The organism is Erythrobacter sp., assembly GCF_024305245.1.
Classification (GTDB): Bacteria; Pseudomonadota; Alphaproteobacteria; order Sphingomonadales; family Sphingomonadaceae; genus Erythrobacter.
This window is the reverse complement of the sequence record NZ_JAMWYX010000003.1, coordinates 169613-190117: the sequence shown is the minus strand read 5'-3', so window position 1 is coordinate 190117 and position 20505 is coordinate 169613. Positions and strand designations below refer to the sequence as shown.

The following is a 20505-nucleotide window of genomic DNA, read 5'->3' as shown; positions in this document are numbered from 1 at the left end:
TCCCGTCAGCGCTTTTTCGCCGCGCCTTCGGGCAGGTCTTCGCCGAACACGCGCTGGTAATATTCCGCCACCAGCGTCCGCTCCGCCTCGTCGCACTTGTTGAGGAAGCTGAGGCGGAAGGCGAAACCGACCGATTTAAAAATTTCGTTGTTCTGCGCCCAGGTGATGACCGTGCGCGGGCTCATCACCGTCGAAATATCGCCGTTGATGAAACCCTGCCGGGTCAGTTCGGCGACCTTCACCATGTCGGCGATCAGCTTGTCGTCGGTCTCAGGGGTCTTGGACTTGACGATCTGCTGTTCGACGTCGGCTGCGAGATAATTCAGCGCGACCACGATGTTCCAGCGATCCATCTGCGCCTGATTGATCGCCTGCGTACCGTGATACAGCCCGCTGGTATCGCCGAGGCCCACAGTGTTGGTGGTGGCGAACAGCCGGAACCACGGATTGGGCGTGATGACGCGGTTCTGGTCGAGCAGGGTCAGGCGGCCATCGAATTCCAGAATGCGCTGGATCACGAACATCACGTCCGGACGGCCCGCATCATATTCGTCGAAGGTCAGCGCGACCGGGTGCTGCAGCGCCCAGGGCAGGATGCCTTCCTTGAATTCAGTGACCTGCAAGCCATCCTTAAGCACGATTGCATCGCGCCCCACCAGGTCGATCCGGCTGATATGGGCATCGAGGTTCACGCGCACGCTGGGCCAGTTGAGCCGCGCAGCGACCTGTTCGATATGGGTCGATTTGCCCGTGCCGTGATAGCCCTGCACCATCACCCGGCGGTTATGCGCAAAGCCCGCAAGGATCGCGAGCGTGGTGTCCGGATCGAACACATACGCGCCGTCGGTTTCCGGCACGTGTTCGTCGGGTTGCGAGAAGGCGGGCACCTGCCAATCGACATCGATGCCGAAGACCTCGCGGACATCGACCGTGGTGTCGGGCTGGGTGGGCATGGCGTTGGCGCCGGCGACATTGTTCTTGGAAGGTGCAGTCATCGTGCCGTCCGGTTAGAACGCCTGCGGCCAGCCTGCAAGCGGTGCTTTGTCGCAAAAGGCAGGCAATCTTGGCGAGTTCGTTTCCTTGTGCGCCGAACCGCGCCTATATTGCCCTTCATGGCCGACCCCGTCGAATCGCTGCGTCTCAAACTGGTTGGCCAAGTGCGCGGCGTGTTTCACGATGCGGCCAAGGGTCAGCAACCCACCCCGCCATCGGACGAGGCACTGTTCGAACGCGATACCCCGATCCGGCGGGTGCACGCCGATATTGTCGGCATGATGACCGGCGGGGTGCGCGCGCTGCTGTTGCAGATGCTCCACCCGCATGCGTTGCAGGGCGTGCTCGACCATTCCAATTTCCGCGAGGACATGCACGGGCGGCTGCGGCGCACGGCGCGGTTCATTGCGGTGACGACCTTCGGCCACCGCGACGAGGCGATGAAGGCGATCGACCGGGTCAACCGCATTCACGCGCGTGTCGGCGGGACGCTGCCCGATGGATCCGCCTATACCGCCACCAATCCGCGCACGCTGGCCTGGGTCCATGTGACCGAGGCGCAGAGCTTTCTGGCGGGCTATCTGCGCCACGTCCGCCCCGATATGCCGGGCCACGAACAGGACGAATATTACCGCCAGTTCGCGGTGATCGCCCGCGCGCTGGGGGCCGACCCAGTGCCGGAGACCCGCGCCGAAGCCGAGCGCATTTTCCGTGAGTTGCGCCATGATCTTGCCACCTCGCCGGAAGCGCGCGAGATTGCGCAGCTGGTGCTGAACCAGCGGCCAGACGGGACGCCGCGCGGGGTGCAGACCATGATCACCGCCGATGCTGTCACGATGCTGCCCGACTGGGCGCGTACGATGCTGCGGCTGCAGCGCCCGATGCTCACCGCCCTGCCCGCCCGCGCGGCAACATGGGGCATGGGCCGCACCTTGCGCTGGGCGTTCCGGCAGACTTGAAAAGCGCCATAAGGCGTTACGGGAGGAGGACAGGTCATGAGCTATATCGACGGTTTCGTAATTGCGGTGCCAAAGGCCAATCGCCAGAAATTCATCGACCACGCCAATCACGCCGATCCGCTGTTCGTCGAAATGGGCGCTATCCGCGTGATCGAATGCTGGGGTGATGATGTGCCCGCAGGCCAACACACCGATTTCCGCAAGGCGGTGCAGGCGACCGATGACGAGGATGTCGTGTTCAGCTGGATCGAATGGCCCGACAAGGCGACCCGCGATGCCGGAATGGCGAAGATGATGCGACCCGGAGACCAATCCGATGCCGTTCGATGGGAAGCGGATGATCTTCGGCGGGTTCGTCCCCGTGGTCACGCTCGGGCAGTAGGGGAGAGGAACCGATGGCCGAATTCACTTTCTACACCGTCGCCATGAGCTGCGGCCAGATTTCGCGCTGGGCGCTGCACGAGGCGGGCGCGGAGTACGAGCATGTGATGATGGACTGGGAGACGCGCCCGGAAAGCTTCAAGCACGTCAACCCGATGAACAAGGTGCCCGTGCTGGTGCATCACGTATCGGGCCGCGATTACGTCGTGACCGAATGCGCTGCCATAAACCACTACCTCGCCGAGACGCATCCGGAGGCGGGACTGCTGCCCGACACGCACGAACTGGCCGCCTATTTCCGCTGGCTGTTCTTTGCTGCCGGGCCGTTGGAACAGGCGGTGGTGGCAAAGGCGATGGGCTGGGAAGTGCCAGAGGGCAAGTCCGGCATGGCCGGTTTCGGCAGTCTCGATCTTGCGCTGGATGCGGCGGATCAGTGGTTATCGGCCAATGATTTTGCCGCCGGATCGCGCTTCACCATGGCGGACACCTATTTCGGCAGCCAGTTTGTGTGGGGCCTGCAGTTCGGATCGATTCCCGAACGGCCTGCCTTCCGCGCCTATGTCGATCGCATCACCCAGCGGCCCGCCTATGCCGAGGCCCGCGCCATCGACGCGAACTTGGGAGCAGCCGCGCCGGGTTAAGTCAGCGCCGCGCTCTTGCGCAGCAGTTGATAGGCGTCGACCACTTCGTTCAGCCGCGCTTCGTGCTTGCGGTCGCCGCCGTTGCGGTCGGGGTGGTAACGCCGCACCAGTTCGGAATAGCGCCGCCTGAGCCGCGTCTTGTCGGTATCCGATCCCAGGCCCATCGCCTCCAGCGCCTGCGCCTCCTCGCGCGAAAAGCGCCCGCTTGCCGCCATCCGCGCCTCGCGCTCGGCACGGCTGCGGACACCGCGGGCGCGGGCGGAAATGGCATCGAGCGGATCGGCATAATCGGCCCAGCGCGGCATTCCATCGACATGGGTGTCAGGGCGGAAGGCGCGGCTTTCGGTGCGCCACCCGGCGACCGGCGATTGCGCATCGAGGATTTCCTCGGCGCTCATGCCTTCGAACCAGTCATACCCGGCGTTGAACTCGCGCACGTGCTGCAGGCAGAACCAGCGCCATTCGCCCGGCCCGTCGAACCCGTGCGCACGCGTGCCGGGTGCGCGGAATTCGCCAGCGTCGCGGCAGCCCGGCGCATCGCATTCGCGCCCCGGACACTCGACGCGGCCATGAAATCGTGGTGAAGGCATAGCGGTTGAGAATGGCGACGCGCCCCCCAAGTTCCAAGTCCGAATCGCCATCACCACGTTGCAAAGAAGGAAAGTCTCGATGAGCGGAACCGTTGCCGAGGAAATGCACGCACGCCTGACAGAGGCCTTTGCGCCCGCGCGCCTTGCCATCATCAACGACAGCGCCAAGCATTCCGGCCACTCGGGCGATGATGGGTCGGGCGAATCGCACTTCACCATCGAAATCGAGGCCGAGGCGTTCGCGTCGATGAACCGCCTCGCCCGCCAGCGCGCTGTGATCGCGACGCTAGGCGACATCGTCGGCCAGCGGGTGCATGCGGTAGCGATCAAGGCGAGCGTGCCCGAGGCATGACGCTGAACACCGGCCTGAACACCGCTCTGCGCCTGCGCCGTGCGGCGCGGCTGATCGTGCTCGATCCGGAAGGCCGCGCGCTGATGTTCCGCTATGACGTGCCGGGCCGCCCGCCGTTCTGGGTGACGGCCGGGGGCGAGTGCGAACCGGACGAAAGCTTTGAAGACGCGGCGCGGCGCGAATTGCTGGAGGAAACCGGCATCATCGCCGATCCGGGGCCGCAAATCGCGCAGATGACGCCCGAATTCATCACTGTTCAAGGCGAACCGGTGCAGGCGGACGAGCGCTTTTTCCTGATCCGGGTGGCCGCAGCGGCCATCGACACCAGCCGCCACACCGCCACCGAAAAGGCGCTAATGACGCAGCATCACTGGTTCACGCTCGAAGAACTGGACGACTGGCACGAACCGGTGTTTCCGGTCGAACTGGCCGACATGATCCGGTCTCGAACCGCAACCTGCCAAAACCCTACCTGATTGCTCTCCCCTTCCCCGCTCGCTAGTCCTTGGCAAAACGGGAGAGAGCAATGGACTATACAGGCAAGGTGGCATGGATCACCGGCGCATCATCGGGAATCGGCGCGGCGTTGGCGCGCGAATTGGCAGCGCGCGGCGCGCATCTGGTGCTGTCGGGGCGGGACGCGGCTCGGCTGGCCGAGGTCGCGGCGGATTGCGGCGAAACCTTGATCCTCGTCTTCGATGTGCGCGATGATGCCGCGCTGGCCGATGCCACGGCCAAGGCCATCGCCTGGAAAGGCGGGATCGACATCGCCTTCGCCAATGCAGGGATTTCGCAGCGCAGCCGCGCTCTCACCACCGATATGCAGGTCTATCGCGACATCATCGCTATCGATCTGACCGCGCAGATCGCGTTTTCGCAAGGGCTGATCGGCCACATGGCAGAGCGCGGATCGGGCGCGCTGGCGTTCATTTCGTCGGTCGCGGGCAAGGTCGGCGTGCCGATGCGCACGGCCTATTCCGCCGCCAAGTTCGGCCTTGCAGGCTATGCCGATGCATTGCGCGGCGAATTGTCGCAGACCGGAGTGAACGTCCACACAATCTACCCCGGATCGGTCGCCACCGGGGTTTCGCGCAACGCGCTGACCGCCGATGGCACTGCCCGCGGCCGCAGCGACAAGGCGATCGACGAAGGCATTCGCGCCGATGTCGCCGCGCGCGCGATGCTGGACGGCATGGCTGCAGGCATGCGCGAGATCATCGTCGCGGAAGGCGCGGAACAGGCGATGGGCGAACTGCGCCGCACCCCCGATGCTCTGTTCGACCAGATCGCGGGGATGGTCGCCAAGGGCTATATGGACAAGATGGAGCAGAACTGATGCATTTCGACCTGAAGCGCGTGGCCCTGCCGAACGGCATTCACCTCAACGTGGTGGATGAAGGCCCGGTCGACGCGCCGGTGCTGATTTTCCTCCATGGTTTTCCTGAAAGTCACCGCACCTGGCGTCACCAGATCGCGCATTTCTCCGATCGGTTCCGCTGCATTGCGCCCGACCAGCGCGGCTATCGCGGATCGTCCAAGCCGCAGGATGTGGCCGCCTATACGCCCGACAAGCTGATCGGCGATATCTTCATGCTGGCAGATGCGCTGGGCATCGGCAGCTTCACCATCGTCGGGCACGACTGGGGCGGCGCGATTGCATGGGGCGTGGCGCTGGGTGGGCAACATGCGCGGGTGAACCGAGCGATCATCGCCAACGCCCCGCACCCGGCGATCTTCCAGCGCCTGCTCTACACCCATCCCGGCCAGCGCGAGGCGAGCCAGTACATCCGCGGCTTCCGCGATCCGGCCAATGATGCGCTGGTCAAGGAACACGGCCTAACCGGCCTGCTGCTGAAAGAGGTCAAGTGGGACCGGCCCAGCGCGATGGAGCCGGAAGAACGCGACGCGCTGCTGCTCGACTGGCAGAACCGCGATGCCGCGTTCGGGATGCTCAACTACTACCGCGCCAGCCCGATCGACGTGCCGCTGATGGATGCGCCGTTCGAAGTGCCCGAAGGCTACACGCCGCCCGCCCTGCCCAAGCTGACGATCCCGACACTGGTGGTCTGGGGACTCGATGATCTCGCCCTGCCGCCCGAAAACCTCGAAGGGCTGGAGGACATCGTCGACCCGCTCACCATCGTCCACGTGCCCGATTGCGGACATTTCGTACCGTGGGAAGCGCCGGACGCGGTGAACGCTGCGATGGAGGCGTTTCTGGGAGCGTGATGCCGCGATCGCCGATTACGATTGCGGTGCGTTACGGCTTTTCGGCCTGTGCCCATGCAGTTTACTGGATGCTGTGGCTTGAGCTTGCGTTTTCGCTGTCCGGCGTTGACGTCACGCAGATCGGGAAGCCGGCTGGCGCGACGGTGCCGATCGCGGCGGGATGGGTATGCGCCGGAATCGGAGTCCTCACCATCCTGTCTCTCGGCGTGCGGCGCGTGTTGACCGACGCGAACCGCGCACCGTCCGCCACCCGGACCCTCGCCAAAGCCGCTGTCAGCGCGGCTTACTGGATCGGCGCGTTCGTGTGGCTCAATGAGCCGCTGTTCGGCGCCCTGTTCGGCGACATGGTGAATGCCGAGGGCGAGATCGTCGCGGGGCCTTCGCCGCTGGCGGGTCTGGCGCTGTTCCTTGCGCTGCTGGCCGGATGGTCAGTGATTTCCGCGCTGTGGGATCGCAAGGCCTAGGCGGGACCGATCCACTCCACCCATGCGCCGTGCGGGTGGGCGAAAGCCAGCACCTCGGGCGCTCCATCCGCGCCTGCCCCGTCCCACAGCCGCACGGTTAGCTCGTGGCGGAAAGTCGCAGGATCAGTCTCCAGCGCGACCCAGCCGAGCGGCATTTCGGGCGTGGCCTGCGCGCCTGCCGCCTCGAACGCGGCGGTGATGCGCTGCTGGGTGGCCGCGGGCAGATATTGCCACATGATCGAATGGAACATCACCCGCGCCGTCCCCGGCTGCGCTGGCCGCTTTAGCATCGCGCAGGCAAAATCGCCCGCGTCGGCAGCGATCAGATCGGGCGGCTGCTGGCGGGCCAGCGCAATCGCGGCGTCGATCCGTTGAAGCCGGGCGGGCGCATCGGGCCAGACATAGGCTTTCAACCGCAGGGCGCTGTCCGGATCGGCAAGGTCGATCGGGGTAATGTCGCAGCCCTTCACTTGCGCAATGCCGAACCCCGCAGGCGGAGCGGGCGGCGATACTCCGCGCCATTCGGGCACGATCCGCATCGGCGAATCCACCGGGCCGACCTCGGTTTCGCCCAGCCGGAAGAAATAGCGATCGAGCATGGTGTTGACCCCGGCGCTCGCGCCCAGTTCGAACAGGTCGAAACGCGGCGCGCGCACCCGCTGCGCCAGATACAGCAATCCCGTCATGATGCTGGCTGCCCGCCCCGCCTCGTTCGTCTGCGGCGGCCCGTCGAGCCACGGCAGCAACTCCGCATCGAACCGCCGCGCCAGATCGAGCACCAGCGCATCGACTGTCGCCTGATCGGTCACTTGCCCTGCATAGACCTGCGCCAGCCGATCATCCGCGCCGGTCAGCACAAGGTGGTGCAAGCCGCCCGCCAGCCGCAGCGGCAGCGCGTCCTTCAGCGTCAGCCCCTCCCAGCCGGCGATTCGCCGCCCCGTCGCCGTATCGCTGGCGCGCACCCCGGCCAGCGCCCGGACCACCCGCACGGTGGCGGGCGCGCCGTTCTCCTCGGCATGGCGGGCCTGCCATTCCAGCGCGGCGGCGAAGTCTTCCAGACCCATGATCCCGCGCTCGCGTAACGCCATTCCCATTGCCCTTTTCCCGCACCGCCCTTAAGTCCCCGCTCGATCATGACCACCAATGGCAACCACGACAATCCCGGACAGCTGACCTTTGCTGTCCCCAAGGGCCGCATTCTTGACGAGGCGCTGCCGGTGATGGCGCGCGCCGGGGTCGAGCCTGAAGCCGCGTTCCACGATCCCAAGTGCCGCGCGCTGGCGTTCGGCACCAACCGCGCCGACATGCGCCTGATCCGCGTGCGCGCCTTCGATGTCGCGACCTTTGTCGCCCACGGCGCGGCGCAGGTCGGCATCGTCGGCTCCGATGTGATCGAGGAATTCGACTACGCCGATCTCTACGCTCCGGTCGATCTCGGCATCGGGCTGTGCCGCCTGTCGGTCGCGCGGCTGGCCGAGGACGGGGAGAACCCTGCTGGCGCGAGCCACCTGCGGGTGGCGACCAAATATCCCAGCCTCACCCGCCGCCATTTCGAGGCTGCCGGCGTGCAGGCCGAATGCGTCAAGCTGAACGGCGCGATGGAGCTGGCCCCCTCGCTCGGGCTGGCGCGGCAGATCGTCGATCTGGTATCGACCGGCAAGACATTGAAGGAAAACGGATTGGTGGAAACCAGCACGATCCTCGAAATTTCGGCGCGGCTGATCGTCAACCGCACCGCGCTGAAGACCGATCGCCGCGTCGCCGCGCTGGTCGATGCCTTCCGCCGCGATGCCGAAAGCGGGAACGGAGCAGCAGCGGCATGATCCCGATCCTCTCCACCCTCCAGCCCGATTTCGCGCGGAAATTCGACCGCATCGTCGATGCGCGCCGCGAAACCGACAGCGATGTTGCAGGCCAGGTCACCGACATCCTGCGCGCCGTCAAGGCACGCGGCGATGCGGCACTGGTTGAATATACCCAGCGGTTGGATGGCTACACGATGGCGGACGAAGCCGACTGGTCGGTGCCGCGCGAGGCGTGCGAGCAGGCTTATAATGACCTGCCGGGGGACTTGCGCGACGCGCTCGAACTCGCGGCGGCGCGCATCCGCAGCTATCATGAGGCGCAGCTGCCCGAGAACCGCGACTATGTGGATGCTGCAGGCGTGCGGCTGGGCGCGATCTGGCGGCCGGTCGATGCGGCGGGGCTGTATGTTCCCGGCGGGCGGGCGGCCTATCCCTCGTCGCTGCTGATGAACGCGATCCCGGCGCGGGTCGCCGGGGTGGAACGGCTGGTGGTCGTGACCCCGACGCCCAAGGGACAATCGAACCCACTGGTGCTCGCCGCGGCGCATATCGCGGGCGTGGACGAGATCTGGCGCATCGGCGGGGCGCAGGCGGTGGGCGCACTCGCCTATGGCACCGAACGGATTCGTCCTGTCGATGTGATCACCGGCCCGGGCAATGCCTGGGTGGCAGAGGCCAAGCGCCAGCTTTACGGCGTGGTCGGCATCGACATGGTCGCCGGGCCTTCGGAAATCCTCGTCATCGCCGATGGCAAGAACGATCCCGACTGGATCGCCGCCGATCTGCTGTCGCAGGCCGAACATGATCCGACCTCGCAGTCGATCCTGATCACCGACGATGCAGGCTTCGCACGGCAGGTGGAAGATTGCATCGACCTGCAGATCAGCCAGCTTTCCACCGGCAAGACCGCGCGCGCCAGTTGGGACGCGCACGGCGTCATCATCGTGGTCAATGATCTGCTGGCCGAAGCCCCGGCGCTGGCCGACCGGCTGGCCGCCGAGCACGTCGAACTCGCGGTCGACGATCCCGAAGCGCTGATGCACAAAATTCGCCATGCGGGCAGCATCTTCCTCGGCCGGATGACGCCCGAAGCGGTCGGCGATTACGTCGCCGGACCGAACCACGTGCTGCCCACAGGCCGCCGGGCGCGGTTTTCGAGCGGGCTGTCGGTGCTTGATTTCATGAAGCGCACCAGCTTTCTGGGGCTCGATGAAGCTTCCTTCAACGCCATTGGCCCGGCCGCCGCGACGCTGGCCCGTGCCGAAGGCCTGCCCGCCCACGCCAAGTCCGTGGAATTGAGGATCAAATGAACACGCCGCAACGTTCCAAAGCCCGTTCGGCCGCGCGCCTAGCTGCCGTGCAGGCGCTCTATCAGCAGCACATGGAGGGCACCGCGCTCGCCCGGCTGCTCGACGAGTTTCACCAGCATCGGCTGGGCCGCACCATCGATGATGACGATTTCGACGATGCCGAATATGCCGATGCCGAAGTGCCGTTCTTCGACGATGTGGTGCGCGGCGTCGACGCGCGGCGTGACGAGATCGATGCGCTGGTAGCAGGCAGGCTCGCCGCCGGATGGAGCATCGCGCGGCTGGACAAGGCGATGCTGCAGGTGCTGCGCGCGGGCACCTACGAACTGCTGGCCCGCCGCGATGTGCCGGCAGCGGTCGCGATCAACGAATATGTCGAGGTCGCCAAGGCGTTCTTCGACGACGGGCAGGCCAAGTTCGTGAACGGCATTCTCGACGCCGTGGCCAAGGACGCGCGCTCGGGCTAAACCGGCCCGCAGCATGAACGAGACCGAATTCATCGCCGCCCTGCGCAAGCTGCCGCTCCATCCCGGAGCGCGCGGTCTGGAGGATGATTGCGCGATCCTGACCATCGGCGCCGAAACGCTGGTCATCACTCATGACATGATGGCCGAAGGCACACACTTCCGCCCCGATGCTGATCTGGCCGACGTGGCGTGGAAACTGCTCGCCGCGAACCTTTCCGATCTGGCTGCCAAGGGGGCGGAGCCGGTCGGCGTGCTGCTCGGCCATTCGCTGGGGAGCGATGATGCGCGCTTTCTTGCAGGGCTGGACGAAGCCTTGCGCAGCCTCGGCACGGTGCTGATGGGCGGCGATACGGTCGCCGCCACCGGCCCCAGCACTTACGGTATTACCGCGATCGGGCGGGCGACCCATGCTCCGGTGCCGTCGCGCGGCGGGGCAGCGGCGGGCGACGGCGTCTATGTCACCGGCCCTGTCGGGCGGGCAATGCTGGGTTACGAAGGCGATCCGCAGCACCTTGCCGCCTTCAACCGCCCGGCCCCGCGCATGGCCGAAGGGGTCGCATTGGCCCCCTATGTCAGCGCGATGATGGATATCTCCGACGGGCTGCTGCTCGATTGCTGGCGCATGGCGTGGACAAGCGGCGTGACCTTCGCCCTCGCGGCCGACGCGGTTCCGGTCGCTGACCGAACGCGCTTTGCCGAATGCGTGCGCTGGGGCGATGATTACGAATTGCTGTTCACCGCGCCCGAAGCCGCCGCCCTGCCGGTGCCAGCGGTCCGGATCGGCGCGGTTCGCGCGCGCGGATCGGCCCCGCTGCTGCTCGACGAACCCCCGCTCGCCGACCCTGCCGACCTCGGCTACCGCCACGGCTGACGCGCCGACGCCGCGCCGTCATCCCTCCGGAACCGGTGAGAACCCGCAGGAAAGCGCGCATTGGCGCACGCCGCAGGCTTGCCAGTGCAGTTCCAGCCCCTAAGACTGTGCACCCTTGCGCCCGCGGGTTTCAAAATAAGAGGCGCATGCGTCCCGGCCAACGGGACGGTACAGACGAGAGGGGATAACTCGTGAATTTATTGCTCATTTCAATCGGGCTGGGACTGCTCGCCATTGTCTATGGCGTCTTCACCAGCAGCCAGGTGCTGCGTGCCAGCCCTGGTAATGCGCGGATGCAGGAAATCGCCGCAGCGATCCAGGAAGGCGCGCAAGCTTATTTGAACCGTCAATACACCACCATCGCCATCGTCGGCGTGGTGGTTGCTGCCGTGGTCGCCTTCGCGCTCGGCATGGTGCCGGCCGTCGGCTTTGTCGCGGGCGCGGTGCTTTCGGGCGTGGCGGGCTATATCGGGATGAACATCTCGGTGCGGGCCAATGTGCGCACTGCCGAAGCCGCCAGCACCAGCCTGCAATCGGGCCTGACGCTGGCCTTCCGTGCCGGCGCGATCACCGGGATGCTGGTGGCCGGGCTCGCGCTGCTCGCGATCGCAGTGTTTTTCTATGTTCTGATCGGTCCGATGGGCATGAGCCCGTCTGACCGGGTGGTGATCGACGGCCTCGTCGGTCTCGCCTTCGGTGCCTCGCTGATCTCGATCTTCGCGCGTCTGGGCGGCGGGATCTTCACCAAGGCGGCGGATGTCGGCGCTGACCTCGTCGGCAAGGTCGAGGCGGGCATCCCCGAAGATGATCCGCGCAACCCTGCCGTGATCGCCGACAATGTGGGCGACAATGTGGGCGACTGCGCGGGCATGGCCGCCGACCTGTTCGAAACCTATGTCGTAACCGTCGGCGCCACCATGGTGCTGACCGCGCTGTTGCTGACGCAGCTGGGCGATCTGCTGCTGCCGCTGATGGCGTTGCCGCTGCTGATCGGCGGGGCGTGCATCGTCACCTCGATCATCGGCACCTACTTCGTCCGCCTCGGCTCCAGCGGCGCTGGCGCAACCAACGTGATGGGGGCGATGTACAAGGGCTTCATCGTGACCGCGGTGCTCTCTATCCCGCTGATCTGGTTCGTGACGCAATATGCGCTGGGAACCGGCGGCATGGATATGAACACGGTCATCAACCCTGCGCAGGGCATGGTCGAATTCACCGGCAGGGATCTGTTCTACTGCGCGTTTCTGGGCCTCGTCATCACCGGGCTGATCATCTGGATCACCGAATATTACACCGGTACGAAGTTCCGTCCGGTGCGGTCCATCGCGAAAGCTTCGGAAACCGGCCACGGCACCAACGTGATTCAGGGGCTTGCAATCAGCCTTGAATCGACCGCCCTGCCGACACTTGTGATCGCGGCGGGCATCGTGATCGCCTACCAGCTCGCCGGGCTGATGGGCATTGCCTATGCGGCCACCGCGATGCTGGCGCTAGCCGGCATGGTCGTCGCGCTGGACGCCTATGGCCCTGTCACCGACAACGCGGGCGGCATCGCCGAAATGGCGGGTCTGGATGACAGCGTGCGCGAGCGGACCGACCTGCTCGATGCGGTCGGCAACACCACCAAGGCGGTGACAAAGGGTTATGCGATCGGTTCGGCGGGCCTCGGCGCGCTGGTGCTGTTCGCGGCCTATACCACCGATTTGACGGTGTTCTTCCCGGCCTTCCGTGACGGGGTTCTTGCCAATGGCGAGGTCTCTTTCAGTCTGGAAAACCCCTATGTGATCGTCGGCTTGTTCCTCGGCGCGCTGCTGCCCTACCTGTTCGGGGCGATGGGCATGACCGCAGTGGGCCGCGCGGCGGGTGACGTGGTGATCGACGTGCGCAACCAGTTCCGCGAAAATCCGGGCATCATGGCGGGCACCAGCAAGCCCGATTATGCCCGCACCGTGGACCTCGTCACCAAGGCGGCGATCAAGGAAATGATCATCCCGTCGCTGCTGCCGGTGCTCAGCCCGATCGTGGTGTATTTCGTGATCACCGCCATCGCGGGGCAGGACAACGGCTTTGCGGCGCTCGGCGCGCTGCTGCTGGGCGTGATCGTCAGCGGGTTGTTCGTGGCGCTGTCCATGACCGCCGGTGGCGGCGCGTGGGACAATGCCAAGAAGTACATCGAGGACGGCAATCACGGCGGCAAGGGTTCCGAAGCCCACAAGGCCGCAGTGACAGGCGACACGGTCGGCGATCCGTACAAGGACACCGCCGGCCCCGCCGTGAACCCGATGATCAAGATCACCAACATCGTCGCGCTGCTGCTGCTGGCCGCGCTGGCGCATGGGGCGGCTTGACGCTTCACGTCTCGTGAACAAACCAAACCCCGCCGGAAGCGATTCCGGCGGGGTTTGTTTTTGCGCAGTGGCCTGTCGCCGCATCGGACAACGCCCGCTCCCGCTGAGGCTTGCGCGCGTCGAGAAAGCTCGGGTTGACGGGAACGTAAGCCCGCAGCATGGCCTTGTGCCATGACTGACACACCCTCACCCACGCCGGACCAGCTGGTCGCAGGCCTGATCCGCCTGCTGACGGTCGAGAAACGCGCAGCCGATATCTACGCCGGGCCGCCGCAGCAGGACGGGATCGGGCGGGTGTTCGGCGGGCAGGTGTTGGCGCAAGCGTTGCAGGCAGCGCAGGCCAGCGTGACCGACGGCAAGCGAGCGCACTCGCTCCACGCCTATTTCCTGCGCGGCGGGCGCGAGGGTGCCCCGATCGAATACCGGATCGAGCGCGATTTCGACGGGCGCAGCTTCGCCAACCGCCGGGTGGTCGCCAGCCAGGAAGACGAGCACGGCACGGCGGTGCCGATCCTCAACCTCACCGCCAGTTTCCAGCTACCCGAAGACGGGCTGGAGCATGTCGATTCGCCGATGCCCGACGTCGCGCCGCCCGAAGACCTGCGCCCCGATATCGCCATTCGCCGCGAGATTGCCGAGCAATGGGGCGACAAAATGAACGAGGCGCAGCGCCGCTTGATGTTGCGGCCACGCCCGATCGAAATGCGCTCCATCGACCGGTTGCACTGGATGAGCAGCGAACCGAGCGAGCCGCGCGCGCATAGCTGGTTTCGCGTCTGCGCCCCGATCACCGGCGCGGACGATACGCCCGAACTGCACCGCGCGATCATCACCTATGCCAGCGATTACACCCTGCTCGGCACCAGCGCGCTGCCGCACGGCCTTTCCTGGATGCGTAACGAATTGGTGGGTGCCAGCCTCGACCACGCGATCTGGTTCCACCGCGACGCGCGCGCCGACGAATGGCTGCTCTACGCCACCGACGCGCCGTGGAGCGGCAGCGGACGCGGCTTCAATCGCGGGCGGATCTTCAATCAGGCCGGAGAACTGGTGGCGAGCGTCGCGCAGGAAGGCATGATGCGGAAGCGGGTGAAGAAATAGCTCATCCCGTCATTGCGAGGAGCGCAGCGACGCGGCAATCCATGGACTGCCCTCACCGCCCGCATGACGGTGGGTCCATGGATTGCTTCGCTCCGCTCGCAATGACGAATTCGGTGTGTGGATCGGCGCGCAGCGCCGCAAGCGCGACTGCGCGCCCTCAGCGACGCGCCCGCATGGCGTGTGAGCGAGGATTTCGCAGCCCTGACCGGCTGCGGAAACACCTAATGCGCCAGCAGGATCGGCATCTGCGGCTCACTCAGCATCCGCCGTGTGACGCCGCCCAGCAGCATTTCCGCCAGCCGCGAATGGCCATAGGCGCCCATTACCATCAACCCGCATTTGCGCAGTTGCGCGGCGGAAAACAGCGAGTCGGCAATGCTGGCCTCGCCGCGCTCGATCGCGATCACCTCGCAATCGATCCCGTGGCGGCTGAGATATTGCGCGCCTTCGAGAGCGGGGAAATCGAACCGCTGCTTGTCCGAAGGCTCGTCAATGCTGACCAGATACACCTTGCCCGCCGCCGCCAGCAGCGGGGTCGCCGCCCGCAGCGCGTGGGCGGCTTCGGCCGAGCCGTTCCAGGCGACCATCACCGGGGCGTTCACATCGAAGTTTCTGGCGTCGCCGGGCACCACCAGCACCGGAACCGGCGCCTTGAGCACAAGATCGCCCACCAGCGTCGATGGCCCGCGCCCGTTCTCGCCCGCGTTCGAAGGGCCGACGATCACCAGATCAGCCAGCGCCGAATGTTCGATCAGCCGGTGCTGGGCAATGCCATAGAGAAACCGCCAGTCCCAGCTGACGCCTTCATTGGCGAGGTTCGCTTCGGTTTCGGCGCGCAGGTGCTCGGCGTTTTCCTTGATCACCGGCATCGCGGCGGCAATCGCCGAACCGTAGAAATCGCCCGGCGCAAAGACTTCGTAACTGACCGCCTGCAGGCAGGTGATGTGGCCATTGGTGGCCCGCGCAATATCGAGTGCGACCTGAAGGCGGGCAGGCATGGCGGCATCGTGATCGACATGAAGCAGAATCGATTTCATGGCTGTTCTCCCGTTGATGAGGTCAGAATGCGCCCGCATCGTGCCCGTTGCCTTGATCGGGATCAAATTTGAACGTTCCCGCGACGGGGGCATCACAGTCCCCTTGCCAGCGCGCGGTGCGTTGGTAGTCTCCGCGCGGGAGAAGAACCATGCAGATCACGCGCCATCCGCCGGTGAAGACCAGCCTCCAGCCGTCGAACCACCCCTATCTGACGGGACCGTGGACGCCGCTGCACGAAGAAGCCGACGTGGCGCTGCTGCCGGTGATCGAAGGCGCGATCCCGTCCGATATCGACGGCATCTACCTGCGCAACACCGAAAACCAGGTGCATCAGCCGCTGGGCCGCCACCACCCGTTCGATGGCGACGCGATGATCCATCAGGTCAACATCTCCGGCGGCAAGGCGAGTTACCGCAACCGCTTCGTGCGCACCCATTGTTTCGAGGCGGAGCAGATCGCGGGGCAATCGTTGTGGGGCGGGCTGATGGACCCGGTCGGCACCAGCAAGCGCCCCGGCTTCGGCGCGCATGGCGGGCTGAAGGATACAGGCTCCACCGACATCATCGTCCATGCCGGCACCGCCTATGCGACGCTGTACCAGTGCGGCGAGGCGTGGATGCTCGATCCCGTCACGCTCGGCAGCCGGGGGAAGGCGCCGTGGGTGCCGCTCGACGGCATCTCGGCCCATCCCAAGGTGGACGAGGACACCGGCGAGCTGATGTTCTTCAACTATTCAAAATACGCGCCGTTCATGCATTACGGCGTGGTGGACCGCACCGGGCAGCTGGTGCACTACGTCCCCGTCCCGCTGCCCGGCCCGCGCCTGCCGCATGACATGGCGATAACCAAAAACTGGTCGATCCTCAACGACATGCCGCTGTTTTGGGACGAGGATCTGCTGCGCCGCGACATTCATGCGGCGCGCATTCACGATGGCATCCCCACCCGCTTCGCCCTGATCCCGCGCCATGGCCAGCCGGAGGATATCCGCTGGTTCGAGGCCGAGCCCACCTACGTGCTGCACTGGACCAACGCGTATGAAGAGGGCGACGAGGTCATCCTCGAAGGCTATCATCAGGCCAAACCTATGCCCGATCCGATCGAGGAAATGGGCCGCTACAGCCACATGATGGCCTATGTCGACGAACACAGCTTTCAGAGCCGCCTCCACCGCTGGCGGTTCAACCTGAAAACCGGCGAGACCCGCGAGGAACGGCTGACCGACCGGATCGTCGAATTCGGGACAATCAACCCGCGTTTTGCCATGCGCAAAAGCCGCTATGTCTGGTCGACCACCACCCGCCCCGGCTGGTTCCTGTTCAACGGCTATGTCCGCCACGACACCGAAACGGGCGAGGAACAGGTCTACCGCCTGCCCGAAGGCGTCTATGCCAGCGAAAGCCCGATGATCCCGAAGAAACCCCCCGCCTCAAGTAGCGAAGCGGTAGGGCACAAAAACGCCTCAACTAGCGAAGCGGTAGGCGAACAAGAAGGCTACCTTGTCACCTTTCTGATCGACGAGAACACCGGCACTTCCGAATGCGCCATCCTCGATGCATCCGACATCGCCAAAGGCCCGATCTGCCGCCTCGCGCTGCCGCACAAGATCTGTTCGGGCACGCATTCGGTGTGGGTCGAGCATGACCAGCTGCGCGCCGACGCAGCCTTTCACGCCAGCCGCTTTGGGATGACGTCATGACACCGGTCGAAGCGCCTGCGTCGCTCGTCGCGGGCGTGCTTGTGGATTAAGGGCGGCGTTCCTAGTTTGTGCCCATTGCACTTTCGTTTCGGGGACTCCCAACATGACATTCCGCCTTGCGCTTGCCACTTCGACCGCGCTGCTCCTCACCGCCGCGCCCGCGCTGGCCGATCACCACGCCGCCAGCCCCGTCGCCGCCCCCGGCACCGCCGCAGCGCAAGCGTCCGAGCATGACAAGCTGTTCGCGCTGTTCGCCGATGCCGACGCGCGCGAACTGGCGCTCAACCCGCTCAATCGCCTGTTCCGCGGCGATGACGAAGGCGTTGACCGGCTCGGCGATTTCCTCACCGATTCCGCCTTTCTCGCGGATCGCACCGACACCCAGCTCAACCTTGCGCTGCTCGCCCAGATCGATCGCGCGAAGCTTTCGCCCACCGATGCGCTTGCCTATGACGTGTTCGAATATACCGAGCAGCAGGCGCTGGAAGGTGCGACCGACCGCATCCGCGCGCTCACCGAAGTGCGCCCGGTCAATCACTTCTCCGGCTTCCACACCTTCTACCCCCAATTCGCCAGTGGCAATGGCGCCGCGCCGTTCGAAACGATCGGCCATTACGAAGACAACCTTGCGCGGCACGACGATTACATCGCCATCACCGACCGTTCGATCGACAAGTTTCGCGAAGGCATGGAAACCGGCGTGGTCGAAACCAAGCTGACCATCGGCAATGTCATCCAGCAGTTGGATACGCAGCTGGCGATCCCGGTGGCGGAATCGCAGTTCATGGGGCCGGTCGCCAAGTTCCCCGACAGCATTTCCGCTGCCGACAAGGCGCGGCTGACAGCCGCCTACGAGGCCAAGACCCGCGAAATCTACGCCGCGCACGAACGGCTGCGTGACTTCCTGCGCGACGAATACATGGCCGCCGCGCGCGACAGCGTGGGGCTGAGCCAGATGAAGGGCGGCGCGGAACTTTACGCCCAGCTGATCGAAAGCACGACCACGCTGCCGCTGGATGCCGAGACGATCCACCAGCTCGGCCTGTCGGAAGTCGAGCGGATCAAGACCGAACTGGAAACGATCAAGGCCGAAGTCGGCTTCGACGGCACTCTCAACCAATTCTTCGACTATGTCCGCACCGATCCCAAGTTCCAGGCGGAAAGCCGCGAGGCGTTGACCCAGTCCTATTACGACATCGGCAAACTGGTCGACGCGAAGATCGGCGACTATTTCTCGCTGCTGCCCAAGGCGCCGCTCAAGATCGAGCCCTATGATCCCTCGATCGAGCAGTTCCAGGCGGGCGGTTCCTATCAGCCGGGCACGCCTGACGGATCGCGTCCGGGCACGTTCTATTTCAACGCCTATGACCTGCCCAGCCGGCTGACCACCGGCAATGTCACACTGTACCTGCACGAAGGCGCGCCGGGGCATCATTTCCAGATCAGTCTGGCGCAGGAAAACGAGGCGCTGCCCGCTTTCATGCGGTTTGGCGGCACCACGGCCTTTATCGAAGGCTGGGCGCTGTATGCCGAGACGCTGGGCGAGGAGATGGGTTTCTACACCGATCCGTGGAACCGTTACGGCACCTTGCAGGACGAACAATTGCGCGCGATGCGGCTGGCAGTCGATACCGGCCTGCACGCCAAGGGCTGGACCCGCGAGCAGGCGATCGACTTCATGCTCGGAAACTCCGGCATGACCCGCACCGAAGTGGTCGCCGAAGTGGAACGCTACATCGCCATTCCGTCGCAGGCGCTGGCCTACAAGATCGGCGCGCTGAAGATTCAGGAACTGCGCGAACGGGCCGAGACCAAGCTGGGCGACAGGTTCGAGATCAAGGCGTTTCACGAACAGGTATTGAACACCGGCGGGCTGCCGCTGGCGATCCTCGAACAGAAGATCGACCGCTGGATCGCCGACCAGATGCCAAGCTGACGGGGGTCGCGGGCGGGCGGCTTTCCTACCCTGCAGTGCGGTCGTAGGAAGCCTGCCATGCCTTGCCGCTTCGTATCCCGCCTGCCGTCTATCGGATTGCTGAAGCCCCGAACGGGGCGGCAGAGGCGTGTCGGAGGGGCGGGTTTTCTGTCCTTGGACAGTGTCTCATGTGTCTCCTACAGGCCGCCCGGCGCGCGCACCGGCGGAGGTCGCCTGCTCGACTCGTCGCATCCTCTGCCCCAGTTGCCCGCTCCTTTGGCAACCGGACTAACGCTGTTCATCGGGCAGCAAGGTAATTCTGAACACCGGTCTGCGGGCATAACGCCAACGAAGGGCCGAACCACAGGATCGCCGGCCCGAACCACAGGAGCATTCGCATCATGACCAACCCCGCCCGCGCCCCGCGTGCCCCCCTCACCCTCGCGCTGCTCGCCGCGCTTGCCATGCCCGCCAGCGGCGGTCTGTCAGCTCAGGAAGTCGCCCGTGACGGCGAAGTGCTGACCACGGTTTACGGCAACCTGCCGACCATGACTGAAATGTCAGAAGGTCCGCGGATCGACGGCATCATCTCCGCGCGTCAGGGCCAGCGCCTGCAGATCACCTCCGACGATGGCACCAGCACCACCCTTACGCTACACCCCGAAACCGAAATCCGCAGCCGCGGCGGTTTCCTCGGGATCGGCAACAAGACCTTCGATCAGAGCGCGCTGATCAACGGCCTGCCGGTGCGCGTGCGCACGCGCCAGTATGGCGAAGGTCTCGTGGCGAGCGAAGTGCGCTTCACCAGCGATGACCGGGTGATTGCGGCGATGATCCGCGGCGGCACGGCGCAGCAGTTCGCGCAGCAGGGCGCAGCGATCCAGCAGAACGCCGCCGCTACCGAAGCGCTGCGCGGCCGACTGGGCGATATCGACAAGTACAACCTGAAGAGCACCACCAACGTCTATTTCGACACCGGCAAGGCGGTGATCTCGCCCAGCGCGAAGAACCAGCTGTGCGCGGCCGCGCAGGAAGCCAACGCCAACGAGAATTCGCTGATGCTGGTGCTGGGTTACACCGATTCCACCGGCTCGCCGGAGATCAACCAGCCGCTGTCCGAAAAGCGCGCTGCGGCAGTGGTCAACTACCTGCAGCAGGTGTGCAAGTGGAAGCCGTACCGGATGCTGACCCCCACCGGGATGGCGACCGCCGATCCGGCCGCCGACAACACGACCGAAGCGGGCCGCGCACAGAACCGCCGCGTGTCGGTCAACGTGCTGGTGAGCAAAGCGCTCGACGGGCAGTAATCGAAGGCAGGGGGGCGGGCCTTGGCGGCCTGCCC

General features: G+C 65.3%; 20 protein-coding genes and 1 pseudogene. 17 read left to right on the top strand and 4 right to left on the bottom strand.

Annotated features, from left to right (window positions below; translation table 11 throughout):
* Positions 1-5: 5 nt before the first annotated feature.
* Positions 6-995: a cobaltochelatase subunit CobS gene (gene cobS, locus Q0L48_RS05645; RefSeq protein WP_296718276.1), complete on the bottom strand. Its 990-nt coding sequence runs from the start codon at positions 993-995 to the stop codon at positions 6-8.
* Between the two features lie 117 nt (positions 996-1112).
* Here cobS and Q0L48_RS05640 point away from each other — a divergent pair, with 117 nt between their 5' ends.
* The 3 genes and pseudogenes from Q0L48_RS05640 to Q0L48_RS05630 all read left to right on the top strand — a co-directional run bounded on the left by Q0L48_RS05640 (position 1113) and on the right by Q0L48_RS05630 (position 2974).
* Entirely contained in the window at positions 1113-1952 is an 840-nt protein-coding gene (locus Q0L48_RS05640) for an oxygenase MpaB family protein (RefSeq protein ID WP_296718275.1), read from the top strand.
* Between the two features lie 36 nt (positions 1953-1988).
* Positions 1989-2334: pseudogene (locus Q0L48_RS05635) on the top strand (DUF1428 domain-containing protein).
* A gap of 13 nt (positions 2335-2347) precedes the next feature.
* A complete protein-coding gene (locus Q0L48_RS05630) occupies positions 2348-2974 on the top strand; it encodes a glutathione S-transferase family protein (RefSeq protein WP_296718273.1) in 627 nt (208 codons plus the stop codon).
* On the opposite strand, the gene Q0L48_RS05625 is transcribed toward Q0L48_RS05630, so the two are convergent.
* Positions 2971-3564 (bottom strand): J domain-containing protein, encoded by a 594-nt coding sequence (locus Q0L48_RS05625; protein WP_296718270.1) that lies wholly within the window; start codon positions 3562-3564, stop codon positions 2971-2973. The genes Q0L48_RS05630 and Q0L48_RS05625 overlap by 4 nt on opposite strands.
* Positions 3565-3643: 79 nt before the next feature.
* On the opposite strand from Q0L48_RS05625, the gene Q0L48_RS05620 reads away from it, so the two are divergent.
* The 5 genes from Q0L48_RS05620 to Q0L48_RS05600 are packed head-to-tail and all read left to right on the top strand — an operon-like array spanning position 3644 to position 6609.
* Positions 3644-3916 (top strand): BolA family transcriptional regulator, encoded by a 273-nt coding sequence (locus Q0L48_RS05620; protein WP_296718268.1) that lies wholly within the window; start codon positions 3644-3646, stop codon positions 3914-3916.
* Positions 3913-4392, top strand: a complete 480-nt coding sequence (locus Q0L48_RS05615) for an NUDIX domain-containing protein (RefSeq protein ID WP_296718266.1) — start codon at positions 3913-3915, stop codon at positions 4390-4392. The genes Q0L48_RS05620 and Q0L48_RS05615 overlap by 4 nt, the downstream gene beginning before the upstream one ends.
* A gap of 50 nt (positions 4393-4442) precedes the next feature.
* On the top strand, positions 4443-5252 hold the full coding sequence (locus Q0L48_RS05610) for an SDR family NAD(P)-dependent oxidoreductase (protein WP_296718264.1): 810 nt from the start codon (positions 4443-4445) through the stop codon (positions 5250-5252).
* Entirely contained in the window at positions 5252-6145 is an 894-nt protein-coding gene (locus Q0L48_RS05605) for an alpha/beta hydrolase (RefSeq protein ID WP_296718263.1), read from the top strand. Before Q0L48_RS05610 ends, Q0L48_RS05605 begins: the two co-directional genes overlap by 1 nt.
* A complete protein-coding gene (locus Q0L48_RS05600) occupies positions 6145-6609 on the top strand; it encodes a hypothetical protein (protein ID WP_296718261.1) in 465 nt (154 codons plus the stop codon). Before Q0L48_RS05605 ends, Q0L48_RS05600 begins: the two co-directional genes overlap by 1 nt.
* Here the strand turns inward: Q0L48_RS05600 and Q0L48_RS05595 are convergent.
* Complete coding sequence (locus Q0L48_RS05595) at positions 6606-7697, bottom strand: DUF2332 domain-containing protein (protein ID WP_296718259.1); 1092 nt, start codon at positions 7695-7697, stop codon at positions 6606-6608. The two genes, Q0L48_RS05600 and Q0L48_RS05595, sit on opposite strands and share 4 nt — an antisense overlap.
* Before the next feature lie 45 nt (positions 7698-7742).
* Between Q0L48_RS05595 and hisG the strand changes: the two genes are divergently transcribed.
* The 6 genes from hisG (at position 7743) to Q0L48_RS05565 (ending at position 14511) form a co-directional block, all read left to right on the top strand.
* On the top strand, positions 7743-8432 hold the full coding sequence (gene hisG / locus Q0L48_RS05590) for an ATP phosphoribosyltransferase (RefSeq protein ID WP_296718257.1): 690 nt from the start codon (positions 7743-7745) through the stop codon (positions 8430-8432).
* Complete coding sequence (hisD, locus tag Q0L48_RS05585; RefSeq protein ID WP_296718253.1) at positions 8429-9724, top strand: histidinol dehydrogenase; 1296 nt, start codon at positions 8429-8431, stop codon at positions 9722-9724. Before hisG ends, hisD begins: the two co-directional genes overlap by 4 nt.
* On the top strand, positions 9721-10191 hold the full coding sequence (nusB, locus tag Q0L48_RS05580) for a transcription antitermination factor NusB (RefSeq protein WP_296718251.1): 471 nt from the start codon (positions 9721-9723) through the stop codon (positions 10189-10191). The genes hisD and nusB overlap by 4 nt, the downstream gene beginning before the upstream one ends.
* Before the next feature lie 13 nt (positions 10192-10204).
* Complete coding sequence (gene thiL, locus Q0L48_RS05575; protein WP_296718247.1) at positions 10205-11062, top strand: thiamine-phosphate kinase; 858 nt, start codon at positions 10205-10207, stop codon at positions 11060-11062.
* 191 nt (positions 11063-11253) lie between these two features.
* Positions 11254-13410, top strand: a complete 2157-nt coding sequence (locus Q0L48_RS05570; protein WP_296718245.1) for a sodium-translocating pyrophosphatase — start codon at positions 11254-11256, stop codon at positions 13408-13410.
* Between the two features lie 171 nt (positions 13411-13581).
* Positions 13582-14511, top strand: a complete 930-nt coding sequence (locus tag Q0L48_RS05565) for an acyl-CoA thioesterase II (protein ID WP_296718243.1) — start codon at positions 13582-13584, stop codon at positions 14509-14511.
* Positions 14512-14732: 221 nt separating this feature from the next.
* On the opposite strand, the gene Q0L48_RS05560 is transcribed toward Q0L48_RS05565, so the two are convergent.
* Complete coding sequence (locus tag Q0L48_RS05560) at positions 14733-15548, bottom strand: universal stress protein (RefSeq protein ID WP_296718240.1); 816 nt, start codon at positions 15546-15548, stop codon at positions 14733-14735.
* 149 nt (positions 15549-15697) lie between these two features.
* Between Q0L48_RS05560 and Q0L48_RS05555 the strand changes: the two genes are divergently transcribed.
* The 3 genes from Q0L48_RS05555 to Q0L48_RS05545 all read left to right on the top strand — a co-directional run bounded on the left by Q0L48_RS05555 (position 15698) and on the right by Q0L48_RS05545 (position 20470).
* The gene (locus tag Q0L48_RS05555) at positions 15698-17248 is read left to right on the top strand and encodes a carotenoid oxygenase family protein (protein WP_296718238.1); all 1551 of its coding nucleotides are present in this window, start codon (positions 15698-15700) and stop codon (positions 17246-17248) included.
* A gap of 103 nt (positions 17249-17351) precedes the next feature.
* Complete coding sequence (locus Q0L48_RS05550; protein WP_296718236.1) at positions 17352-19184, top strand: DUF885 family protein; 1833 nt, start codon at positions 17352-17354, stop codon at positions 19182-19184.
* Positions 19185-19564: 380 nt separating this feature from the next.
* Positions 19565-20470, top strand: a complete 906-nt coding sequence (locus Q0L48_RS05545) for an OmpA family protein (protein ID WP_296718233.1) — start codon at positions 19565-19567, stop codon at positions 20468-20470.
* Positions 20471-20505 lie beyond the last annotated feature (35 nt).

Bases quoted from the DNA above. Each gene is read 5' to 3' on its own strand.
- Q0L48_RS05600 (WP_296718261.1), top strand. From the start codon at position 6,145: ATGCCGCGATCGCCGATTACGATTGCGGTGCGTTACGGCTTTTCGGCC.
- Q0L48_RS05605 (WP_296718263.1), top strand. From the start codon at position 5,252: ATGCATTTCGACCTGAAGCGCGTGGCCCTGCCGAACGGCATTCACCTC.
- Q0L48_RS05610 (WP_296718264.1), top strand. From the start codon at position 4,443: ATGGACTATACAGGCAAGGTGGCATGGATCACCGGCGCATCATCGGGA.
- Q0L48_RS05630 (WP_296718273.1), top strand. From the start codon at position 2,348: ATGGCCGAATTCACTTTCTACACCGTCGCCATGAGCTGCGGCCAGATT.
- Q0L48_RS05560 (WP_296718240.1), bottom strand. From the start codon at position 15,548: ATGAAATCGATTCTGCTTCATGTCGATCACGATGCCGCCATGCCTGCC.
- thiL (WP_296718247.1), top strand. From the start codon at position 10,205: ATGAACGAGACCGAATTCATCGCCGCCCTGCGCAAGCTGCCGCTCCAT.
- Q0L48_RS05615 (WP_296718266.1), top strand. From the start codon at position 3,913: ATGACGCTGAACACCGGCCTGAACACCGCTCTGCGCCTGCGCCGTGCG.
- Q0L48_RS05555 (WP_296718238.1), top strand. From the start codon at position 15,698: ATGCAGATCACGCGCCATCCGCCGGTGAAGACCAGCCTCCAGCCGTCG.
- Q0L48_RS05545 (WP_296718233.1), top strand. From the start codon at position 19,565: ATGACCAACCCCGCCCGCGCCCCGCGTGCCCCCCTCACCCTCGCGCTG.
- Q0L48_RS05550 (WP_296718236.1), top strand. From the start codon at position 17,352: ATGACATTCCGCCTTGCGCTTGCCACTTCGACCGCGCTGCTCCTCACC.
- hisG (WP_296718257.1), top strand. From the start codon at position 7,743: ATGACCACCAATGGCAACCACGACAATCCCGGACAGCTGACCTTTGCT.
- Q0L48_RS05565 (WP_296718243.1), top strand. From the start codon at position 13,582: ATGACTGACACACCCTCACCCACGCCGGACCAGCTGGTCGCAGGCCTG.
- nusB (WP_296718251.1), top strand. From the start codon at position 9,721: ATGAACACGCCGCAACGTTCCAAAGCCCGTTCGGCCGCGCGCCTAGCT.
- Q0L48_RS05620 (WP_296718268.1), top strand. From the start codon at position 3,644: ATGAGCGGAACCGTTGCCGAGGAAATGCACGCACGCCTGACAGAGGCC.
- Q0L48_RS05640 (WP_296718275.1), top strand. From the start codon at position 1,113: ATGGCCGACCCCGTCGAATCGCTGCGTCTCAAACTGGTTGGCCAAGTG.
- cobS (WP_296718276.1), bottom strand. From the start codon at position 995: ATGACTGCACCTTCCAAGAACAATGTCGCCGGCGCCAACGCCATGCCC.
- Q0L48_RS05625 (WP_296718270.1), bottom strand. From the start codon at position 3,564: ATGCCTTCACCACGATTTCATGGCCGCGTCGAGTGTCCGGGGCGCGAA.
- Q0L48_RS05595 (WP_296718259.1), bottom strand. From the start codon at position 7,697: ATGGCGTTACGCGAGCGCGGGATCATGGGTCTGGAAGACTTCGCCGCC.
- hisD (WP_296718253.1), top strand. From the start codon at position 8,429: ATGATCCCGATCCTCTCCACCCTCCAGCCCGATTTCGCGCGGAAATTC.